This is a genomic window from Brucella sp. NBRC 113783 (assembly GCF_040372265.1).
In the GTDB taxonomy this organism is placed as follows: Bacteria; Pseudomonadota; Alphaproteobacteria; order Rhizobiales; family Rhizobiaceae; genus Brucella; species Brucella teleogrylli.
The window spans coordinates 1,080,116-1,100,028 of record NZ_BAABRX010000002.1; the positions used below are offsets into that span (position 1 = coordinate 1,080,116).

A 19,913-nucleotide genomic window follows, 5' to 3' on the forward strand; every position below is an offset into this window, starting at 1 on the left:
TTTCCTCAAATCACTCAGGCAATTTCAGTGTGGAATCGGATCGCCGCACGCGCTTGCGGCGACCGGAAAAAGGTTTTGGCACGGCATCGACCAGCGCCCGCGTGTAGTCATGTTGCGGATTGTCGAACACCGCATTGGTCGGTCCCTGCTCGACGATATTGCCACGATAGATCACGGCAACACGGTCGGTAATTGCGCGCACCACACCGAGATCATGGCTGATGAAGAGATAGGAAAGGCCGAACTTTTCCTGCAAATCCATCATCAGATTCAACACCTGCGCCTGAATGGAAACGTCGAGCGCGGAGACCGGCTCGTCGGCCACGATCAGCGCCGGTCTGGTGATCAAAGCGCGGGCAATGGCTATGCGCTGGCGCTGCCCGCCGGAAAACTCATGCGGATATTTTTCCGCCGATGCTTTGGGCAGGCCGACCGCTTCCAGCACTTCCGCCACACGGTCGTCGCGATCTTTGGCGCTCGTGCCGCTTTCAAGCGACACAATCGGCTCGGAAATAATCCGCTTCACCGTATGGCGCGGATCGAGCGAGCCATAGGGGTCCTGAAAAATCGCCTGAAAGCCTTTGCGTGCCTCGCGCAGACCAGCGCGGTCGAGAGCGTAAATATCCTGCCCGTTGACGAGAATCTGACCCGACTGCGGACGTTCCAGCCCCATCACGGCGCGGGCCAGCGTGGATTTGCCGGAACCGCTTTCGCCAACGATGCCAAGGCTTTGTCCTGCTTCGATCTCGACATTGACGCCATGCAGAACACGCAAGGAGCCCGGCCTCGAAAAGAAAGACGCGCGCGGAAGCTGATATTCGCGCACCACATCGCGCACCTGCAAAATCATCTGGCTCATGAAACCACCTCGCCTTCACGCGAGTGCAGGCAGGCGGCACGATGCACGATGCCGTCATTCTCGGCGATGAAATCGAGACCCGGTATTGCCTTTCGGCAATCATCCTGCACAAAGGCGCAACGATCGGCGAAGGTGCAATGAGGCGGACGCGTCAGCGGATCGGGCACCACGCCGGGAATGGCGGCAAGGCGCAGGCGTTTGCCCGTCGCGTGACTGCGCACAAGGGCGGCGCCATGCGGCGAGGCTGCAAACAGCCCGCGTGCATAGGGATGCGCCATGCGTTGAAACACGGCTTGCGTGCGTCCGGTCTCGACGATGCGGCCCGCATACATGACGGCTATCCGGTCGGTCATTTCCGAAACCACACCGAGATCGTGGGTAATCAGCATCAGCGCCGTGCCGGTTTCGTCGATCAGTTCGTCCATCAGATCAAGAATCTGCGCCTGCACCGTCACGTCGAGTGCAGTGGTCGGCTCATCGGCGATCAGCAGGTCCGGCTCGCAGGCAATCGCCATGGCGATCATCACACGCTGGCGCTGCCCGCCCGAAAGCTGGTGTGGATAAAGATCGAGATTGAAGCGCGGCGCAGGCAGGCCAACGCGGTCGAGCAGTTCGCGCGCTTTACGCTCGGCATCCGCACGGCTTTCGCCCAAATGCAGACGGCGGCCTTCGGCAATCTGCGCGCCGATGGATTTGACCGGATTGAGCGCCGTCATCGGCTCCTGAAAGATCATCGCCATGCGCCGTCCGCGCATTTTGCACAGTTCCGCTTCCGGCGTGGCGGCAAGGTCCTGACCGTCGAAGCGCAACGTGCCGCGCACACGCATCCGTTCCGGCAGCAGGCCCATGGCGGCAAGCGCGGTGATCGACTTGCCGCTACCGGATTCACCAACGACACCGAGGCGTTCGCCACGGTTCAGCGTCAGCGTGATGCCGGAGACAATATCTGCGGAACGAGTGCCGAAGGGCAGCTCGACGGACATATTGTCCATTTCAAGAAGGGGTGCTGTCATCTCTGCCTCCGCACGCGCGGGTCGAGCACATCGCGCAATCCGTCACCCAGCATGTTGAGGCCCAGCACGGCAAACGTGATGGCGAGGCCGGGGAAAATGGCGAGCCAAGGCGCGTCGTAAATAAAGGTCTGTGCGTCGTTGAGCATCTTGCCCCAGCTTGGCATCGGCGGCTGGGTGCCAAGACCGACATAGGAAAGGCCCGCCTCGGCAACGATGGCGAGCGCGAACTGGATCGTCGCCTGTACGATCAGCACATGATTGATATTGGGCAGCACATGCAAAAGCGTGATCGATACATCGCCACGCCCTGCGCAACGGGCCGCCTGCACATATTCGCGTTTCCACAGCCCCAGCGACGCGCCGCGCGTGACACGGGCAAACACCGGAATGTTGAAAATGCCGATGGCGATCATCGCATTCACCGCACCGGGACCGAAGACCGCCGTGATGATGACGGCAGTAAGCAGCGCGGGAAAGGCGAAAGCCAGATCGGTCATGCGCATGACGAAACCGTCCACCATGCCGCCGCGTGCCGCCGCGAAAGCGCCCAGCGGAATGCCGATCCCGGCACCGACAAGCACGGCAATGATCGACACGGCGATGGAATTGCGCGCGCCGACCATGATCATGGAAAACACGTCGCGACCGAAATTATCCGTGCCGAACAGATGATTGAGGCTCGGCCCCTGCAACTTGTCGCGAAAATTCATCGCCGTCGGCGAATAGGGCGTCCAGAAAAAGGAGATGAGCGCCATCGCAACGAGGATAACCGTAATCAGCGTCCCGATGGTCAGGCTGCGGCTCAAAAGCACCGTTCGGAAAATGCCGGGCTTCGGCAGAATTTGCGTGTCGCTCATCGGCTGCCTCCCGTCGAAAGGCGCGGATCGATGAAGCCATAGACAAGATCGACGATGAAATTGACCGCGATCACGGAAGCGGCAAGCAGCGTCACCAGCGACTGCACGGTGACGAGATCGCGCTGCGCGATGGCCTGAAACACCAGCCTTCCAAGGCCGGGCAAATTGAAGACGTTTTCGATGATGATGGTTCCCGCCAGCAGAAAGGAAAATTGCAGGCCGATGATGGTGACGACCGGGATCAGCGCATTGGGCACCGCATGACGCCAGAGCGCGGACTTGCGCGTCAGGCCCTTGGCACGCGCGGTGCGCACGAAATCCTCACCCAGCGTTTCGATGACGGCGGATCGGGTGACACGCGCCAGAATGGCGGCAAGCGGCAGCGCCAGCGCCAGTGCTGGCAGAAACAGCGAGCGGATGCCGTTCCAGAAACCGCCTTCCCAACCCGCGAAACCCGAAGCCGGAAACCAGCCGAGCTGCAAGGCAAACAGCAGGATCAGGAGCAGGCCGAGCCAGAAATTCGGGATGGCGACGCCAACCTGCGCCACCCCCATGGAGACGACGTCGCCGGTTTTGCCGCGCTTCGATGCCGCATAGACACCAACCGGAATGGCGACCGCGACCGACAGAACCATCGACAAAAAAGCCAGCGGCAGCGTGACCATGATGCGTGGGCCGAGCAATTCGCTGATCGGCACGGAATAGGTATAGCTCGTGCCGAAATCGCCTTTGAGAAAGCCGCCGATCCATGTGAGATAGCGCCACCAGAGCGGCTGATCCAGACCGAGCTGGGCATGCAGCGCGGCCAGCGTTTCAGGCTGCGCATTGATGCCAAGGATCACCGCTGCCGGGTCGCCCGGCAGCACCTGCATCAACAGAAAGACGATGACGGAAGCCGCAAGCGTCGTCAGCAAGAGCGAAACCAACCGCCCGGATATATAAGCCAGCAAAACGACCTCCTTGAAAAGACGGATATCCGCTTTCCACATTCCAACTCACCATACGCCCTCCCCTTATATTTATGGGGTGCACGGCCATTCGTTATGTCTTCCGCCCCTTTGCCAAAGCGCCAGGGCGGAGGTTCTTATTCGGCCCAGTAAGCCTGGGTCAGATCATCAGCCGGGATCGGCATGTTCTTCCAAAGACCTTTTACGTTCTTGTTCCAGACGCCGATTTTCGGCAGCGCATAGAGGAAGACATTCGGCTCGTCGGCGGCCAGCTTTTCCTGCAACTTCTTGACGAGTTCCAGCTGTTCCTCGTCGCTGCCAGCCTCGGCATAAGACTTGTAGAGCGCCTTATAATCCGGGTTATTGTAGTTGAAGTAGTACTTGTCGCGGGCATAGATATCGAGATCGCGCGCTTCGGTATGGGCGATGATCGTCGCGTCGAAATCCGACCGCTTGAACACCTGATCCAGCCACTGCGCAAACTCGATCGGCACGAGATTGACCTGAATGCCGACCTCGGCCAGCATCGCCGCAATGATCTCGCCGCCACGACGCGCATAGGCCGGTGGTGGCAGCGTGATGGTAATCGACGTGCCCTCTGGTACGCCAGCTTCTTCCAGCAGTTGCTTCGCCTTGGCCGGATCATAAGGATAGGTCTGCGAGAGATCGACATAGCCCGGATCGACCGGCGAATAATGCGAACCGATCGGCGTGCCGAAACCGGAATAGGTGCCTTCGATCAGCGCCTTGCTGTCGATGGCATAGGCCAGCGCCTGACGCACCTTCACATTGTCGAACGGCGCCTTGGCATTATTCAACGACAGGATGACCTTGCCCGCCGTATCGCCCACTTCAACCTGCAACTTGTCGTCGCTCTTGAAGCGGCTGATCAGCTCCGGCGCCTGGAACATCGGGAATACGTCGATGTCACCGGCAAGAATGGCTGCTGCCGCTGCCGACGGATCGCTCACAAAGCGGAACGTGACGGCGGAAAGCTTTGCAGGCTCACCCCAGTAATCCGCATTGCGTTCCAACTCGACGCGGTCGCCCTGCACCCAGCGCTTGAACTTGAACGGACCCGTGCCGACCGGCTTGGTCTTGTTGTCGCCAGCCGAATTCGGCGCGACCATCACCGCGTCGCCCCAGCCCATATTGAACAGGAAGTTCGACGTTGGGCGCTTCAACGTGACAACAGCGGTCGCAGGATCAGGACATTGCGTGCTTTCAATCGGCGCAAACAGGCCCTTCTGCGCATTGGTGGAATCCGGAGCGACGGCGCGCTCATAGGAGAATTTTACCACCGAGCAGTCGAACGGCGTGCCGTCATGGAACTTCACGCCCTGACGCAGCTTGAACGTATAGGTTTTCTTGTCGTCGGAGACGGTCCAGCTTTCAGCCAGAAGCGGCTTCACCGTGCCATCCTCGACAATGCGCACCAGACCCTCATAAAGGTTGGCATAGGTAACCTGCCGGATACCGGCGGCGGCATTGGCGGTCGGGTCCAGACCCGGCGGCTCCAGCACTTCGCCGACCACCAGCGTATCTTTTGCAAACGCACCGTTGATCGATGCCAGCATCGCAGCCGTTATAAGCCCGGCTTTAAACAGTTTACCCATGGTTCCCCTACAACCTTTCTGGATTTAAATCGAGCGCCCGCCATCCACGTCGAGCGCAACCCCGGTAATCATAGAGGCAGCGGGCGAGCAAAGGAAAGCCGCCGCTTCAGCCAGATCGTCGGGTTTCAACAGGCGGCCCATCGGGATGGAATCGCGGAATTTCTTGCGGATTTCTTCCGTGTCCTCACCCATGAACGTGGTGAGCAGCGGCGTTTCACCGGCAACCGGGTTCAGCGCCACGACGCGGATTTTCGACGGTGCGAGTTCAATGGCGAGCGCCTTCGTGACCGAAACGACCCAGCCCTTGGTGGCATTGTACCAGGCAAGATTCGGGCGCGGGCGACCAGCACCCGTCGAAGCGACGTTCAAAATGACGCCTTCGCCATTGCCCTTGAAATGCGGGATGAGCTTGCGCGTCATCAGATAGACGCCGCGCACATTGACGCCGAGAATGCGGTCGAACTCGTCCGGCTCTACCAGTTCGGCATTTTGCGGCTTGTGGCCAATACCGGCATTATTGATGAGAATATCGACCTTGCCGAATTTCGAAAACGCGGCTTCCACCGCTGCATCAACATCGGCTTCCTTGGAAATATCGGCAGCCACGGCCAGCGCCGCATCGCCGATTTCGCCTGCGACGCGCTCAGCGCCTGCCTTGCCGCGGTCGACGATGACGACCTTTGCGCCGCCTGAAGCAAAGCGCTTCGCCATGCCTTCGCCAAACCCCGAACCTGCTCCTGTAATGAGCGCGACCTTACCTTCAAGCGACACTATGCTTCTCCTTAACCGTGATACACGGAAATCGTCTTCAGCGAGGCAAACCCGTAGAGCGCCTCAAAACCTTTTTCGCGGCCATGGCCGGATTTCTTCACGCCGCCGAACGGCAGTTCGATACCGCCGCCAGCGCCGTAATTGTTAATGAACACCTGCCCCGAATGGATCGCATGGGCGAGGCGGAACTGGCGTCCGCCATCCTTGGTCCAGATGCCGCAAACGAGACCGTAGGACGTGCCATTGGCAATGGCGATGGCTTCCTCTTCGGTATCGAACGGCAGGATAACCTGCACCGGACCAAAGATTTCCTCCTGCGCCAGTCGATGACCGGCAGGCACGTCGCGGATCAGCGTCGGCAACACATAGGCCCCGCCTTCCGGCGCGTCTTCGGTCAGCACGCCTTGCGCGGCAATGGCCAGTCCGCTTTCCTTGGCGAGATCCAGATAGCTTTCGACAATCGCCTTCTGGCGCTGCGACACCACCGGGCCGACCGACGGGTCAGCACTTGCAGGGCCAACCTTCAGCGCACGATAGCGTTCGCTCATGTGCGCGACGACATCTTCATAAATGCTGCGCTCAACGAGGATGCGCGACGAAGCCGAGCAGGTCTGACCGGCATTTTGAATGCCGGCATTGACCAGAAACGGCAAAGCGCGGTCGAGATCGGCATCAGCGAAAACGATCTGCGGCGATTTTCCGCCAAGTTCCAGCGTCACCGGCACAGTGTTCTTCGCTGCTGCGGCCTGTACCGCTTCACCGGTGCGCACCGATCCCGTGAACGAGATGTGGTTGACATCGGGATGTTCGGAGAGTGCTGCACCCGCTTCCGCGCCAAGCCCGGTCACCACATTGAGCGCGCCCTTCGGCAGACCGGCCTTTTCGGCAATGCGCGCAAATTCGAGAATGGTCAGGCAGGCTTCTTCGGCAGGCTTGACCACGGCGGCATTGCCCATGGCCAATGCTGCGCCAAGGCTGCGACCCAGAATCTGCATCGGATAGTTCCACGGAATAATATGGCCCGTGACGCCGTGCGGCTCATAGATCGACAGAACCGTGAAGCCGTTCTGATAGGGCAGCGTATCGCCATGCACCTTGTCAGCGGATGCACCGTAGAATTCGAGATAACGCGCCAGCGCCACCACGTCGGCGCGGGCTTGGCCGACCGGCTTGCCAACATCCTTCGATTCCAGATCCGTCAGGAGGTCGATATTCTTCAGCACTTCTTCCGAAATGCGATGCAGTACACGACCGCGCTCGGTCGCGGTCAGCTTGCCCCAGTCGCCGGAAAGCGCCTTGCGGGCTGCTGCTACAGCCTGATCGATATCGGCCTTGGTGCCGCGCGCAATCAGCGCCAGATCGCTGCCATCGGAGGGGTTCTTGACGGTGATATGCTCGCCGCCAGCGGCATCCTGCCACTGACCCGCGATAAAATTGCCGTAACGGAGCAAGCCCGCTCCTCCCGTCTGGTTCTCATGCTTCATCTTCATTCTCCCGAAGAGGCTGTTCCGCCTCCAATCTTGCAGTGGTGGCGCGGATATGCGCCCGCGCCAGCCGCTCAGCCTGCTCGCCATCGCGCGCGGCAATGGCCTCAACAATCGCGCCATGTTCGCGGATTGCATCGCGTGCACGATCTACCGATAGCGAAAAGGATGGCGCGAAAACCTGCGATGTCATGCGCAACAACGGCACGAAGGCGATCAGCGAGGCATTACCTGCCGTGTTCATCACCGCCATATGAAAATCGACATTGGACTGGGTATAGGCTTTGGCATCCCACGGATCGACCACCGCCGACTGACCCGCGACATGGGTGCGCAGCCTGGCGATATCCGCATCGCTCGCCCGTTCAGCGGCAAAACGCGCAGCCACACCGTCGAGCACTTCGCGCACGGCATAAGCATCAATCAGGCGGGTGAGATCGGCGGAGGCGACACGCACCCCCCTGCCCGGCAGATGGATGACCAGCCCGTCGCGCTCCAGAACACGCAAGGCTTCCCGCAAGGGCGTGCGGCTGATGCCGAATTCGGTGGCTATATGCTCCTGCCGGAGGATCGCGCCCGGCGCATAAACGCCCGCATAGATTCGCTCCCGAAGCGCCTCTGCCACTTCGTCCAGCAAACGGGTCTGACTACGCCATTCATAAGCCGCCAATCGAAAAGCCTCCCAACTTTTCGCAAACTATATCCTGGATACAAAATCGGTCAATCCGAATTTCAACGACTTTTCTGAAAAGATTGCAGGCTGTTGACGACTGAAAATTTCTGGAAGGTATGCTGACCGGATAAATTGCGTCGGGTTGGCACGCCCGGTCGTTTTCTTCAAACGGTCATCATCAGTTTTCGACGGTTTCGGCCAGTATCCCTGCCAGTTGCCGGATTTGTTCGGGGCCGTGATCCATGTGCCGGATGACGATTTCCATCGGTTCGACCGCAGGCAGGCCCGCAAGCTCCGGCACGGCGCGGTGGGCGGGCAGCATAACGCGCATCGGCAACAGGCTGACGCCAAGCCCCTCCGCCACAGCACTTTGAATGCTCACCAGACTGGAGCTGGTGAAAACCACATGCCACGGTCTGCCGATCCGGTCGAGCGCCTCCATCATGTCGCCGCGATAAAGCCCGTTCGGCGGAAAGGCGACTAGCGGCAGCGGCTCAAGCCGCGACATTGACGACACGGGAAAGTCCGCACTCTCCAGCCATGTCAAAGGTTCGGGCCAGCGCATTTTGCCTGCCGTCTCGCCGCGCTTCTGCTTGACCATGACGAGATCGAAATCACCCGTTTCAAAAGCCTTCTGCAAGTCGCGGCTGAGACCGCTCGTCACTTCCAGCTTGATGTTCGGATGCTCGCGCATGAAAGCCGCCAGGGCAGGCGTGACCAGTCGCGATGCGAAATCTTCCGGTAGTCCCAGACGAAACACCGTCGCAAGCGCGCTGCCGGTCATGGCGGCAGCGGCTTCGTCATGGAGATGCAGCATGCGCCGCGCATAACCGAGCAGCTTTTCCCCGGCATCGGTGGGCCGCACATCGCGGCGTGCGCGCTCCAGCAGCGCCTGCCCCGCCGCCTCTTCCAGCCGCAATATCTTCTGGCTGATGGTCGATTGCGTCGAATGCAATTGCTGCGCCGCAACCGTGAAGCTGCGACTATCGACGACAGCCACAAAGGCCCGCATCAGATCGAGATTGAAGATAGTATTCATAAATCCACTGGATATCAGTTCAACATTTAATTTTCAAATAGAACGGGCAAGCTGTATGAAAACGATCAACCAAGGGAGCCGTAAATGCGCCGAACATTATTCAGCTTGAGTGCCTTGGCATTGATTGCAGGAGCCATTGTCATGAGCGAACCCACCTTGCCCGGCCATCAGGCCATCGCACAAACCGAAACTGGTCTTATCGAAGCAGCCAGCGCCGGCAACCTCGCCGCCGTAAAGGCCGCCATCAAGGCTGGAGCCGATCTTGAAGTGCGCGGCAAGAATGGCGAAACGGCCCTCCTCGCCGCCACCCATGCCAATCACATCGATGTCGCACGCGCTTTGATCGAGGCGGGCGCGAATGTGAATGCCAAGGACGCAATCAATGACAGCCCCTATCTATATGCGGGTGCGCGCGGCCATCTGGAAATCCTGAAACTGACACTGGCGCACGGTGCCGACCTGACAAGCACCAACCGCTATGGCGGAACGGCGCTCATCCCAGCAGCCGAACGTGGCCATGTCGAGACGGTTCGCACGCTGATTGCGGCGGGCGTGAAAGTCGATCACGTCAACAATCTCCATTGGACCGCCTTGCTGGAGGCTATCATTCTGGCCGATGGCGGCGAGCGCCATGTCGAAATCGTCAAGCAGTTGATCGATGCCGGTGCCGATGTAAACATCGCCGACAAGGACGGCGTGACGCCATTGCAGCATGCGCGCCAGCGCGGCTATGCACCGATGGTCGCCCTTCTCGAAAAGGCAGGTGCAAAATGAACACCGACCGGATCTTTCTCGATCAGGCCATAGCGCTGGCATTCGACAATGTCGATCAGGGCGGACGCCCGTTCGGCGCCGTGGTGGTCAAGGACGGCGACGTCATTGCCACCGGCGTCAACCGCATGCAGGCCGATTGCGACCCAACGGCCCATGCCGAATTGCTGGCGCTGCGCGCGGCGGGCAAGGCCCTGCAATCGCCACGTCTCGACGGCTGCGCCGTCTATGCCAGTGGCCAGCCCTGCCCCATGTGCTATGCCGCCATGCGCATGGCAGGCGTGGACAAGATCCTGTTCGCCAATTCCAACGAACAGGCCGAATCCTATGGCCTTTCCACCGCCAAAATCGCTGCTGAACTGGCCAAGCCCGTCAGCGCGCAGACCGGTATCCGCTTTGAACATTGCCCGTCGGAAGAAGGCGAACGCCTGCTGCGCGCATGGCAGGACCGGACCGGCACCCAGTAAAGTCTCATCATGCAGAACAACCCTGCCAGCACCGGCGGTAACCGGACCGCACCCATTGCCCTTGTCGCGCTCGTCGCGCTGATCGGTTTCAACCTGCGGCCTTTCCTGACGGGACCGGGGCCGGTTCTGTCAGATATTGCCGCTGATACCGGCATGGGGTTCGGTGCGCTTTCACTCCTGACTTTTCTGCCGATGCTGCTGATGGGGCTTGGCGCATTTGTCACGCCGCGCATCCAGTCGCTTTTCGGTACGCGCCGAAGCATGTTCGCAGCACTCGCAATCCTCGCAGCCGGATCGGCGCTGCGCGGCATCGTGCCGGACGGCCTGTCGCTGATATTCACAGCCATTCTCTGCGGCGCTGGCGTTGCCATGATACAGGCGCTGATGCCCGGTCTCATCAAGGCCAGATTTCCATCGTCCATCGCCACGATCACCGGGCTTTACTCCGCAACTATCATGGGCGGGGGTGCACTGGGTGCGCGATTGGCGCCATGGTTTGCCGGTGCCGCCCACAATTGGCGCTATGCGCTCTCTTTGTTGGCGATACCTGCCGTGCTTGCCTTGATCGCTGCCGTGCCGATCCTGAAAGAGGCCCCGAGCACAACGAAAGCAGCAGGCCAGAAGTCGGGCATTACAGGCACGCTTTTACGGCGTCCGCGCACCTGGGCGCTGATGGCCGCATTCGGCCTCGTCAATGCCGGCTATTCCTCAATGGTTGCATGGCTTGCGCCTTATTATCAGACACTCGGGCTTGAAGCCTCGGCGACGGGCAGCCTTGTCGCGACCATGGCGATTGCGCAGGCTTTGAGCGCCCTCGCCCTGCCCATGCTTGCACGACGCAGCACCGACCGCCGCCCATGGCTGCTTTTCAGCCTTTTAATGCAGGCTGTGGGATTTGCCGGGCTTGCCTTTGCGCCGGATATCTCACCGGTCTTGTGGTCGGCGATCTGTGGTGCCGGCCTCGGCGGCAGCTTCGCGCTTGCGATGATCACCTCGCTCGACCATTTGCCGAAACCGGAGGAAGCAGGCGCTCTGGCCGCCATGATGCAAGGCGGCGGTTTTCTGATTGCAGCACTTGGACCCGTCGCAACCGCGCTTCTTCATAGTATCACCGGCGGCTTTGCTTCCGGCTGGATCCTGCATCTTGTACTGGTCGCATCGATCTGCCCGCTCTATCTGAGCTTCAATCCCCGCCATTATCCGCGGGTGATGAACCTGCCGGTTTCGCCAGCGAATGGCACACAATAGCGTTACCCGGTGAATTTATCGGGCAAAAACGATGTTCGGCTGGCATTTTTGGGTTAGAGAGCTTGCTCACCTTCCCTTTCGGGTTAAGGTTGGCGCCATCCCTCAGACTGGTCAATGACATGAAGCACGAAACCGTCATCAAGCAAGGCACGTCCGTCGCACCGGACGGATTGCCCAAGCCGAGAATCTATTGGGCATGGGCAACCTTGATGGTCGGTTTGACGCTTGCCGTCATCGACGGCACCATTGCCAATGTCGCGCTGCCGACAATCGCCGCCGATTTTTCCGCCGGACCCGCAGCCTCGATCTGGATCGTTAACGGCTACCAGCTCGCCATCGTTATCAGCCTGTTGCCGCTGGCAGCGCTTGGCGAAATCTACGGCTATCGCCGCATCTATCTGGCGGGCGTGTCGCTGTTCACCGTCGCATCGGTGGCTTGCGTCTTCGCGCGCTCGCTGGAAACGCTGACTCTTGCGCGCATCGTGCAAGGACTGGGCGCGGCGGGGCTGATGAGCGTCAATACCGCGCTGTTGCGTTATACCGTTCCGCAGGCCAAATTCGGTACGGCCATCGGTCTCAACGCCCTCTTTGTCGCGGTTTCTTCGACCATCGGCCCCACGCTTGCAGGCGTCATCCTGTCCTCGCTGACCTGGCCGTGGCTCTTCGTCATCAATATTCCGCTCGGCATCGCAGCGGTCGCGATGGGCTTACGAACCCTGCCGGAAAATGAGCGCTCGGCGCGCAAGTTCGATGTCGTCAGCGCCATCCTCAGCGCCCTGACCATCGGCCTTCTGATCACGACCATCGACAGTGCTGGCAACGAGGTCAGTCAAACTGTCGTCGTGCTGCAGGCCGTGGCCTGTCTCGTGGCGGGCATTTTACTGACACGCCGCTCGTTGCGCACTACAGACCCGCTGCTGCCGCTCGATCTGTTGCGCATTCCGGTGTTCACGCTCTCGATCTGCACGTCAATCATGTCGTTCCTCGCGCAGATGATGGCCTTCATCTCGCTGCCGTTCCTGTTTCAGACCGTGTTCGGCTTCAAGCCGATTGAGGTGGGCTTTCTCATGATGCCATGGCCGATTGCGCTGGCATTGGTCGCACCTTTATCCGGCAAGCTTTCGGACAAATATTCCCCAGCGATACTCGGGCTGCTCGGCCTCATCACTTTTGCTGCCGGGCTGGCGCTGGTTGGCATGTTGCCCGCCCATCCGACGATTGCCGATATTTGCTGGCGCATGGCCATTTGCGGCATCGGCTTCGGTCTGTTCCAGGCGCCGAACAACCGCATGATGATCACCTCGACGCCGCGTGCGCGCTCCGGCGCTGCAAGCGGCATGCTCGGCACCGCTCGTCTGCTCGGCCAGTCTCTGGGCGCTGCCTTCGTGGCGTTCCTGCTGGCGCAATGGGGCGTGGAAGGCTCGCCCTATATCCTGTTCATCGCTTCGGGCTTTGCACTGTTTGCATCGGTAATCAGCTTTTCGCGCCTCGGCGCTCACCGTTTGGGAGCATGATTTCGTTCATCCACAGCGATGAAAAATTTTCCATCGAAAGGCTCGATTTGCCTGTTGCAATCTGCAAAGCGTTGGTTCATATACCGCCTGCCTGACGGAAACGACTTCCTTCGGAAGCGCTTTCAGGTCGAAACTGGCGCGAGCGGGTGTAGCTCAGGGGTAGAGCACAACCTTGCCAAGGTTGGGGTCGAGGGTTCGAATCCCTTCGCCCGCTCCAGTTTCCAGCAAGGCACACGCAAAATCCCGGCTTCGTCCGGGATTTTTGCTTTTTAGGCCCTCCCCGTCTTCGAGGCGCATTCCGAACCGGAAGCAAACTTATAGAAAATAAGAATGAAGCCCAAACAGGGCTTGGCAGCGGCGCAGCGAACCATTAACACGTTGCAGGTCCCAAAACCGGGCGACCCCTTTTGCCGCAAGCTTTTCTCCGGGGCAGAAAGACGCCCCAACACTGAGCCACGAATGACAGACATGCCGACAGAGCGACCCGATATCGACGCGCAAGCCGCCGTCGCGGGAGCCTATAGGCCTTCCTCACGCAAACGCTCCGGTGGCTTTCTGCGCGGCAACTCGCTTCTCGGGCTGATCGTGCGGCGCATATTGCTCGGTATCGTGTTGCTCTGGGCGATTTCAGTGGTCATTTTCGCGGGCACGCAGATCCTGCCCGGCGACGTGGCAACCGCCATGCTCGGCCAGCAGGCAACCCCGCAGGCCGTCGAAAACATCCGCAAGGAACTCGGCCTTGAGCGACCGGCGATCCAGCGTTACTCCGAATGGCTGGTCAATGCCGTGCAAGGCGATCTCGGTCGCAGCTATTCCAACCGGCAGGACATTGCCAAAAGCATCGCGCCGCGCCTGTCGAACACGCTCTATCTTGCTGCCATGTCGGCGCTGTTCGCGATACCGCTGGCGCTGCTGCTCGGCGTGATTTCCGTTCTCTATGCCGGCACGGTGATCGACCGGGGCATTGCCGTGGCAACGCTTGCCACCATATCGCTGCCGGAATTCTTCGTAGCCTATATTCTGATCGCCTATCTGGCGATCTCGCTCGGCCTGCTGCCATCAAGCGCGCTCGTCACGTCGTCGATGAGCGGCTGGCAGCGTCTGACGGCTGTTGCCCTGCCCTGCATGACGCTGGTGATCGCCGTGACCGGCCATATGGTGCGGATGACGCGCGCCTCGCTTTTGTCCGTCATGTCGTCGCCCTATATCGAGACTGCGCAGCTGAAAGGCCTGCCGCGCTGGCGCATTCTTTTGAAACACGCTTTGCCCAATGCGCTGTCGCCGGTCATCAATGTCATTGCGCTGAACCTAGCCTATCTGGTGGTTGGCGTCGTGGTGGTCGAGGTCATCTTCGTTTATCCCGGCATGGGGCAATATATGGTCGATCACGTTACCAAGCGTGACGTGCCGGTGGTGCAGGCCTGTGGCCTGATCTTTGCCGCCGTCTATATCGGCCTCAACATCATCGCCGATGTTATTGTGATCCTGACCAATCCACGGCTGAGGCACCCGCGATGAAAAAGCGCAAGCAATCCTCAGCCCTGTTGGCGATCATCGGTTTCGGCGGCATCGCCTTCTTCCTGTTCGTCGCCATTTTCGCAGATTTTCTGGCACCGCATCCAATTTCGGAAGTGGTGGGCGCTGTCTGGCAAGGCCCCTCGCCGCAAGCTCTTCTCGGCACCGACAATATTGGTCGCGACCTTCTGTCCCGCGTTATCTGGGGCACGCGGCTAACGCTGTCGATTGCCGCCGCCTCGACCATCGTGGCCTTTGCAATCGGCGTGCCGCTCGGCTTTCTTGCTGCGCTCTCCAAAGGCTGGCCGGACCAGCTTTTGTCGCGCACCAACGATCTGCTGATGGCGATCCCGACGCTGATTTTCGCGCTGGTGGTACTCGCCGTTCTGCCGAAAAGCGTGTTCGTGCTCATCGCCGTCATGGCCGTGCTGGAAGCAACCCGCGTTTTCCGGGTCAGCCGCGCCATCGCCGCCGACGTGGTCGTGCTCGACTATGTGGAAATCGCCCGCCTGCGCGGCGAGAGCAAAGGCTGGATCATCTTCAACGAAATTCTGCCCAATGCATTGTCGCCACTGCTGGCCGAATTCGGGCTGCGCTTCGTCTTTGCAATCCTGTTCCTCTCCACCCTTTCCTTCCTCGGCCTTGGCGTGCAGCCGCCGGTGGCCGATTGGGGCAGTCTGGTGAAAGACAACAAGGACGGATTGATGTTCGGCGTCTTCGCCGCGCTCATTCCCGGCGGCACGATTGCGGCACTGGCGATCAGCGTCAATTTTGTCGTCGATTGGATCTTGCAGCGCACATCGAGCCTGAAGCGAGGTGCGCAGGATAATGGCTGAACCCTTGCTTAAAATCACCGGTCTGGAAATCCGCTCCGATGATGGCCTTGTCGTCGACAAGGTCGATCTGACCCTTGCCAAAGGCCGGGTGCTTGGTCTCATCGGAGAATCCGGCGCGGGAAAATCCACCATCGGTCTTGCAGCCCTTGGGCATGCACGCGGCGGCTTGCAGATTACTGGCGGGACCGTGACGCTCGACGGCAGCAACATCCTGTCGCTGTCGCGCAAGGACATGCAGGCCATGCGCGGCAGCCGTGTCGCCTATGTGGCGCAATCGGCAGCCGCTGCCTTCAACCCCGCCCATCGCCTGATCGATCAGGTGATCGAAGCCACGGTCTGGCACGGGCTGATGAAGCGTGCGGAAGCCAGAAAGCGCGCTATAGAACTCTTTGCCATGCTTGGCCTGCCCGACCCGGAGCATTTCGGCGAGCGCTATCCGCATCAGGTATCAGGCGGCCAGTTGCAGCGCGCCATGACCGCCATGGCGCTTTGCCCGAAGCCCGATCTGGTGGTTTTCGACGAACCGACCACGGCGCTCGACGTCACCACCCAGATCGAAGTTCTCATCGCCATCAAGAAGGCCATCGAAACCACAGGCACGGCGGCGCTTTATATCTCACACGACCTTGCGGTCGTCGCCCAGATCGCCGACGACATCATGGTGCTGCGCCATGGCCGCATGGTCGAACAGGGGTCCGTCCGCCAGATATTCGATGCGCCGCGCGAAGATTATACGCGCCAGCTGGTTGCCGTGCGCCAGAAGGAAGTGGAAGGCAAGCCGCTCACCGCCGAACCGCTCCTGACCGTCAGCAAGATCAGCGCTGCCTATGACCCGGCCAATCCGGTTCTGAGCGATATCTCGCTGGAGCTGGAAAAGGGCCGTACGCTCGCCATTGTCGGCGAGTCCGGTTCCGGCAAATCGACGCTGGCGCGTGTGGTTTGCGGGCTTCTGCCGCCAATCGCCGGTGAAATCCGCTTTGACGGAGCCGTTCTGTCGCCGCGCCTTGAAGGCCGGTCGAAGGAAACGCTGCGCAATATCCAGATGATCAGCCAGTTGCCCGATCTGGCGCTCAATCCCCGCCGCACCATTGCCGACATCCTCGGACGCCCGTTGCAGTTCTATTTCGGCATGGGGCGCGCAGACCGGCGCAAGGCCGCGGCCGAACTGATGGATCGCATCGAGCTGCCGCAGGCCGTTCTGGAGCGCTATCCGGCTGAACTTTCCGGCGGCCAGAAGCAGCGCGTCTGCATTGCGCGTGCACTTGCCGCACGACCAAAGCTGTTGCTCTGTGACGAACCGACCTCGGCGCTCGATCCGCTAGTGGCTGAAGGGATACTCGATCTCTTGCGCAGGGTGCAAAACGAGACCGGTACATCCTATCTCTTTGTGACACACGATCTGGCCATCGTGCGCGCCATTGCCGACAGCATTGCAGTCATGCATCGCGGACAGGTGGTGCGCTATGGCCCGAAGGCCAGTGTGCTAACGCCGCCCTTCGATGACTATACCGGCAAGCTCTTGGCTTCCGTTCCGCAAATGGAACCCGGCTGGCTCGACGGCATCATTGCCGGACGAGAGCTGCACGGCACAGAATAATCTCTGAAAGGACACGACATTATGAGCAAGAAGGCAATCATTCTCGACGGCGGCATGGGCCGCGAGCTGGAGCGCGTCGGCGCGCCGTTCCGCCAGCCGGAGTGGTCGGCGCTTGCCTTGATCGAAGGCCCGCAATTCGTGCGTGAAGTGCATGACGGTTATATTGCCGCCGGTGCCGACGTCATCACCACCAACAGCTACGCCGTGGTGCCATTCCATATCGGCGAAGAGCGCTTTGCAGCCGAGGGTCTCAAACTTGCAGCCCTTTCCGGCACGATTGCCCGCGAAGCCGCCGATGCCTCCGACCGCGACGTGAAGGTGGCAGGTTCGCTGCCGCCGGTTTTTGGCTCCTACCAGCCGGACCTGTTCGAACCGGCGCGTGCGGGCGAACTGCTCGGCGTTCTGGTTGACGGTCTTGCACCATCAGTCGATCTCTGGCTGGCTGAGACCCAGAGCAGCCTCGCGGAAGTGAAAGCCGCTCATGAAGCCACGCGCGGCACCGGTAAGCCGCTCTGGGTGTCCTATACGCTGCGCGATGATGTTGCGCCGGAAGATATGGGCGAGGCCCAGCTTCGTTCAGGCGAAACCGTAGCCGAAGGTGCGCGTCTTGCCGCCGAGCTCGGCGCAGAAGCGCTACTTTTCAATTGCGCCATGCCGGAAGTGATGGACGCCGCCATTCTGGCAGCAAAGAACGTCTTCGATGAACTCGGCAAGGACATTCCGGTTGGCGTTTATGCCAATGCATTTCCATCCCAGCAGGGCGACGAAGAAGCCAATGCGACGGTGACGGAAGTACGCGCCGATCTCGATCCGGATGCCTATGGCAGCTGGGCGCAGCGCTGGGTGAAGAACGGCGCAGGCATTATCGGCGGTTGCTGCGGTATCGGCACCAATCACATCCATGCTTTGTCGAGCAAATATCTGTGCGCGTGATCTCGCGCTTCATCTCAAAAGAAAAAGGCGGCCAAAATGGCCGCCTTTTTTGCATCAGGAAAGAATACGGATCGCCGCCAGCGAAAGCGCAACGACACCATTTTTAATGGAGCGTTCGTCGGGCTGATAATCGGAATTGTGCAGCTTGTCGTTACGGCCTTCCTGCGATGCACCGATGCCCAGCTGGAACGACGGCACCTTCTCAGCCACCAGAGCGAAGTCTTCAGAACCGAGGCTGCCGCCGCGCTTGAAATAGACATCGCCATAATGTTCGCGAATGGCCGCGCCCGTCGTTTCGATCAAATAAGGATCGGACACCATTGACGGCACGCCACGCACATAATTGATTTCGCAGCGCACCCGCATCGAGGCTTCAAGCCCGGCGCAGATGCGACGCACCGCGGCCTCGACCACATTGCGCGTCGCGGCATCCTGACAACGAACCGTGCCCATCAGCGTCACCGCATCCGGGATGATATTATGCGTGTTTCCGCCATGGATCGAGCCGATGGTCAGCACAGCCGTGTGCATCGGGTCGACTTCCCGCGACACCACGGTCTGCAGCTGATTGATCAGCTGCGCCGTCGCGACAATCGGATCGACCGCCTGATGCGGACGCGCCGCATGGCCGGAAGCCGCATGAACGGTGATGTCGAACTCGTCCGACGAGCCGTTGGCCACGCCTTCTACAAAAGTGAAGGTGCCGGTTGGTTCTTCAGGCTGGTTATGAAAACCGAGCGCATAATCAACACCATCCAGAATACCGTCTGCAATCATGGCGCGGGCGCCGCTTTCCAGCGTTTCTTCGGCTGGCTGGAACATCAACTTCACATTACCACTGAGACGCGGCGCGATTTCCTTGAGTACGCTGCCTATGCCGATCAGCGTCGCCGTATGTAGATCGTGACCGCAGGCATGCATCTTGCCCTGATGCGTGCTGGCAAAAGGCAGGCCAGTTTGCTCCTCGATGGGCAGCGCATCCATGTCGGCGCGGATAACCAGCGTCGGCCCCGGGCGCCCACCTTTGATCAACCCGACAACACCTGTACGTCCCACGCCCATCTGATGCTCAATGCCCAGACGCTCCAGCTCGCGCGCTACGACACCAGCCGTCCGCTCCACATCGAAACCGGTTTCCGGATGGGCGTGGATATCGCGACGAATCTCAATCAGATTCGGCTCCGCCTTGTCCGAGAGTTGCTGAATGAGCGAGGAAAGATCGTTGAGGCCGTGGCCGGTGGTATGCGTGGTCATAGTGCTTGTCCAATTAGGGCATAACCGGTCCCCATCGGAAGGAGAACTATAAGATTATGCATCTTGAGGTGTGATACCTATCACCGGCTTATCGCGGTTCTTACCGGTCTAACAAGGTAAAACTTCACATCCTCGACCGCTGCTGCCCTCCCCTTCCTTTATTCCCCCTTAAAACACCAAAAGCCCCGCATTGTTTATGCGGGGCTTTTGGTGTGATGATTTGGTTGCGGAGTCAGGCTAGCGCCGTTCGTCGTGGAATTGATTCGCTGGATTAATTCCTTGTCCTCCTCAGCCTTCAGGTTATGATGCAAGGGTGGAGACGTGACAGTGTGTTCAGGACGGGGCAGTTTTTCCGCCGGTGCGATCTGGTTTTGGAAGTGATTTAGGAAGTTTGGTTGCGGGGGCAGGATTTGAACCTGCGGCCTTCAGGTTATGAGCCTGACGAGCTACCGGGCTGCTCCACCCCGCGTTATTAAGTGCAGACCTCAATGGCCCGGGAGCGCAGTCAGGCGTAGCCTG

18 protein-coding genes and 2 tRNA genes are annotated in these 19,913 nt (G+C 60.0%); 9 read left to right on the forward strand and 11 right to left on the reverse strand.

The window, feature by feature from the left end; genetic code table 11:
* Positions 1-10: 10 nt before the first annotated feature.
* The 9 genes from ABWW11_RS10495 to ABWW11_RS10535 all read right to left on the reverse strand — a co-directional run bounded on the left by ABWW11_RS10495 (position 11) and on the right by ABWW11_RS10535 (position 9,259).
* Positions 11-859 (reverse strand): ATP-binding cassette domain-containing protein, encoded by an 849-nt coding sequence (locus ABWW11_RS10495; RefSeq protein WP_109369688.1) that lies wholly within the window; start codon positions 857-859, stop codon positions 11-13.
* On the reverse strand, positions 856-1,872 hold the full coding sequence (locus tag ABWW11_RS10500) for an ABC transporter ATP-binding protein (protein WP_109369689.1): 1,017 nt from the start codon (positions 1,870-1,872) through the stop codon (positions 856-858). Before ABWW11_RS10500 ends, ABWW11_RS10495 begins: the two co-directional genes overlap by 4 nt.
* Positions 1,869-2,729 (reverse strand): ABC transporter permease, encoded by an 861-nt coding sequence (locus ABWW11_RS10505; protein WP_109369690.1) that lies wholly within the window; start codon positions 2,727-2,729, stop codon positions 1,869-1,871. Before ABWW11_RS10505 ends, ABWW11_RS10500 begins: the two co-directional genes overlap by 4 nt.
* Positions 2,726-3,679 (reverse strand): ABC transporter permease, encoded by a 954-nt coding sequence (locus ABWW11_RS10510; protein WP_109370302.1) that lies wholly within the window; start codon positions 3,677-3,679, stop codon positions 2,726-2,728. Before ABWW11_RS10510 ends, ABWW11_RS10505 begins: the two co-directional genes overlap by 4 nt.
* Before the next feature lie 134 nt (positions 3,680-3,813).
* Positions 3,814-5,292, reverse strand: coding sequence for an ABC transporter substrate-binding protein (locus ABWW11_RS10515; protein ID WP_109369691.1), 1,479 nt, complete (start codon positions 5,290-5,292; stop codon positions 3,814-3,816).
* A 24-nt stretch (positions 5,293-5,316) separates the two neighbouring features.
* A complete protein-coding gene (locus ABWW11_RS10520; protein WP_109369692.1) occupies positions 5,317-6,063 on the reverse strand; it encodes a glucose 1-dehydrogenase in 747 nt (248 codons plus the stop codon).
* 11 nt (positions 6,064-6,074) lie between these two features.
* Positions 6,075-7,547: an aldehyde dehydrogenase family protein gene (locus ABWW11_RS10525; RefSeq protein WP_319080701.1), complete on the reverse strand. Its 1,473-nt coding sequence runs from the start codon at positions 7,545-7,547 to the stop codon at positions 6,075-6,077.
* Entirely contained in the window at positions 7,537-8,217 is a 681-nt protein-coding gene (locus tag ABWW11_RS10530; RefSeq protein ID WP_105542576.1) for a GntR family transcriptional regulator, read from the reverse strand. Before ABWW11_RS10530 ends, ABWW11_RS10525 begins: the two co-directional genes overlap by 11 nt.
* Positions 8,218-8,398: 181 nt before the next feature.
* Positions 8,399-9,259, reverse strand: coding sequence for a LysR family transcriptional regulator (locus ABWW11_RS10535; RefSeq protein ID WP_109369694.1), 861 nt, complete (start codon positions 9,257-9,259; stop codon positions 8,399-8,401).
* 141 nt (positions 9,260-9,400) lie between these two features.
* Between ABWW11_RS10535 and ABWW11_RS10540 the strand changes: the two genes are divergently transcribed.
* From ABWW11_RS10540 to ABWW11_RS10580, 9 genes are all read left to right on the forward strand, one after another.
* Positions 9,401-10,033 (forward strand): ankyrin repeat domain-containing protein, encoded by a 633-nt coding sequence (locus ABWW11_RS10540; RefSeq protein ID WP_244597176.1) that lies wholly within the window; start codon positions 9,401-9,403, stop codon positions 10,031-10,033.
* Entirely contained in the window at positions 10,030-10,497 is a 468-nt protein-coding gene (locus tag ABWW11_RS10545; protein ID WP_109369696.1) for a nucleoside deaminase, read from the forward strand. The genes ABWW11_RS10540 and ABWW11_RS10545 overlap by 4 nt, the downstream gene beginning before the upstream one ends.
* Before the next feature lie 9 nt (positions 10,498-10,506).
* Positions 10,507-11,745 (forward strand): cyanate transporter, encoded by a 1,239-nt coding sequence (locus tag ABWW11_RS10550; protein WP_109369697.1) that lies wholly within the window; start codon positions 10,507-10,509, stop codon positions 11,743-11,745.
* A gap of 119 nt (positions 11,746-11,864) precedes the next feature.
* On the forward strand, positions 11,865-13,259 hold the full coding sequence (locus ABWW11_RS10555) for an MFS transporter (protein WP_109369698.1): 1,395 nt from the start codon (positions 11,865-11,867) through the stop codon (positions 13,257-13,259).
* Between the two features lie 142 nt (positions 13,260-13,401).
* Positions 13,402-13,476, forward strand: a tRNA-Gly gene (locus ABWW11_RS10560).
* A 251-nt stretch (positions 13,477-13,727) separates the two neighbouring features.
* Entirely contained in the window at positions 13,728-14,777 is a 1,050-nt protein-coding gene (locus ABWW11_RS10565; protein WP_109370303.1) for an ABC transporter permease, read from the forward strand.
* The gene (locus ABWW11_RS10570) at positions 14,774-15,610 is read left to right on the forward strand and encodes an ABC transporter permease (RefSeq protein WP_124916175.1); all 837 of its coding nucleotides are present in this window, start codon (positions 14,774-14,776) and stop codon (positions 15,608-15,610) included. Before ABWW11_RS10565 ends, ABWW11_RS10570 begins: the two co-directional genes overlap by 4 nt.
* Complete coding sequence (locus ABWW11_RS10575; protein WP_109369700.1) at positions 15,603-17,207, forward strand: ABC transporter ATP-binding protein; 1,605 nt, start codon at positions 15,603-15,605, stop codon at positions 17,205-17,207. Before ABWW11_RS10570 ends, ABWW11_RS10575 begins: the two co-directional genes overlap by 8 nt.
* Before the next feature lie 21 nt (positions 17,208-17,228).
* Complete coding sequence (locus ABWW11_RS10580) at positions 17,229-18,140, forward strand: homocysteine S-methyltransferase family protein (RefSeq protein ID WP_109369701.1); 912 nt, start codon at positions 17,229-17,231, stop codon at positions 18,138-18,140.
* Between the two features lie 54 nt (positions 18,141-18,194).
* Here ABWW11_RS10580 and ABWW11_RS10585 read toward each other — a convergent pair whose 3' ends face one another.
* Together ABWW11_RS10585 and ABWW11_RS10590 are read right to left on the reverse strand one after the other, a co-directional pair.
* The gene (locus ABWW11_RS10585; RefSeq protein ID WP_109369702.1) at positions 18,195-19,394 is read right to left on the reverse strand and encodes a M20 metallopeptidase family protein; all 1,200 of its coding nucleotides are present in this window, start codon (positions 19,392-19,394) and stop codon (positions 18,195-18,197) included.
* Positions 19,395-19,786: 392 nt separating this feature from the next.
* Positions 19,787-19,863: transfer RNA gene (locus tag ABWW11_RS10590), tRNA-Met, on the reverse strand.
* Positions 19,864-19,913: the final 50 nt, after the last annotated feature.

Coding starts and splice junctions, on each gene's coding strand:
- ABWW11_RS10525 (WP_319080701.1), bottom strand. CDS start 7,547: ATGAAGCATGAGAACCAGACGGGAGGAGCGGGCTTGCTCCGTTACGGC.
- ABWW11_RS10580 (WP_109369701.1), top strand. CDS start 17,229: ATGAGCAAGAAGGCAATCATTCTCGACGGCGGCATGGGCCGCGAGCTG.
- ABWW11_RS10535 (WP_109369694.1), bottom strand. CDS start 9,259: ATGAATACTATCTTCAATCTCGATCTGATGCGGGCCTTTGTGGCTGTC.
- ABWW11_RS10555 (WP_109369698.1), top strand. CDS start 11,865: ATGAAGCACGAAACCGTCATCAAGCAAGGCACGTCCGTCGCACCGGAC.
- ABWW11_RS10550 (WP_109369697.1), top strand. CDS start 10,507: ATGCAGAACAACCCTGCCAGCACCGGCGGTAACCGGACCGCACCCATT.
- ABWW11_RS10505 (WP_109369690.1), bottom strand. CDS start 2,729: ATGAGCGACACGCAAATTCTGCCGAAGCCCGGCATTTTCCGAACGGTG.
- ABWW11_RS10545 (WP_109369696.1), top strand. CDS start 10,030: ATGAACACCGACCGGATCTTTCTCGATCAGGCCATAGCGCTGGCATTC.
- ABWW11_RS10570 (WP_124916175.1), top strand. CDS start 14,774: ATGAAAAAGCGCAAGCAATCCTCAGCCCTGTTGGCGATCATCGGTTTC.
- ABWW11_RS10585 (WP_109369702.1), bottom strand. CDS start 19,394: ATGACCACGCATACCACCGGCCACGGCCTCAACGATCTTTCCTCGCTC.
- ABWW11_RS10495 (WP_109369688.1), bottom strand. CDS start 859: ATGAGCCAGATGATTTTGCAGGTGCGCGATGTGGTGCGCGAATATCAG.
- ABWW11_RS10540 (WP_244597176.1), top strand. CDS start 9,401: ATGAGCGAACCCACCTTGCCCGGCCATCAGGCCATCGCACAAACCGAA.
- ABWW11_RS10500 (WP_109369689.1), bottom strand. CDS start 1,872: ATGACAGCACCCCTTCTTGAAATGGACAATATGTCCGTCGAGCTGCCC.
- ABWW11_RS10575 (WP_109369700.1), top strand. CDS start 15,603: ATGGCTGAACCCTTGCTTAAAATCACCGGTCTGGAAATCCGCTCCGAT.
- ABWW11_RS10565 (WP_109370303.1), top strand. CDS start 13,728: ATGCCGACAGAGCGACCCGATATCGACGCGCAAGCCGCCGTCGCGGGA.
- ABWW11_RS10515 (WP_109369691.1), bottom strand. CDS start 5,292: ATGGGTAAACTGTTTAAAGCCGGGCTTATAACGGCTGCGATGCTGGCA.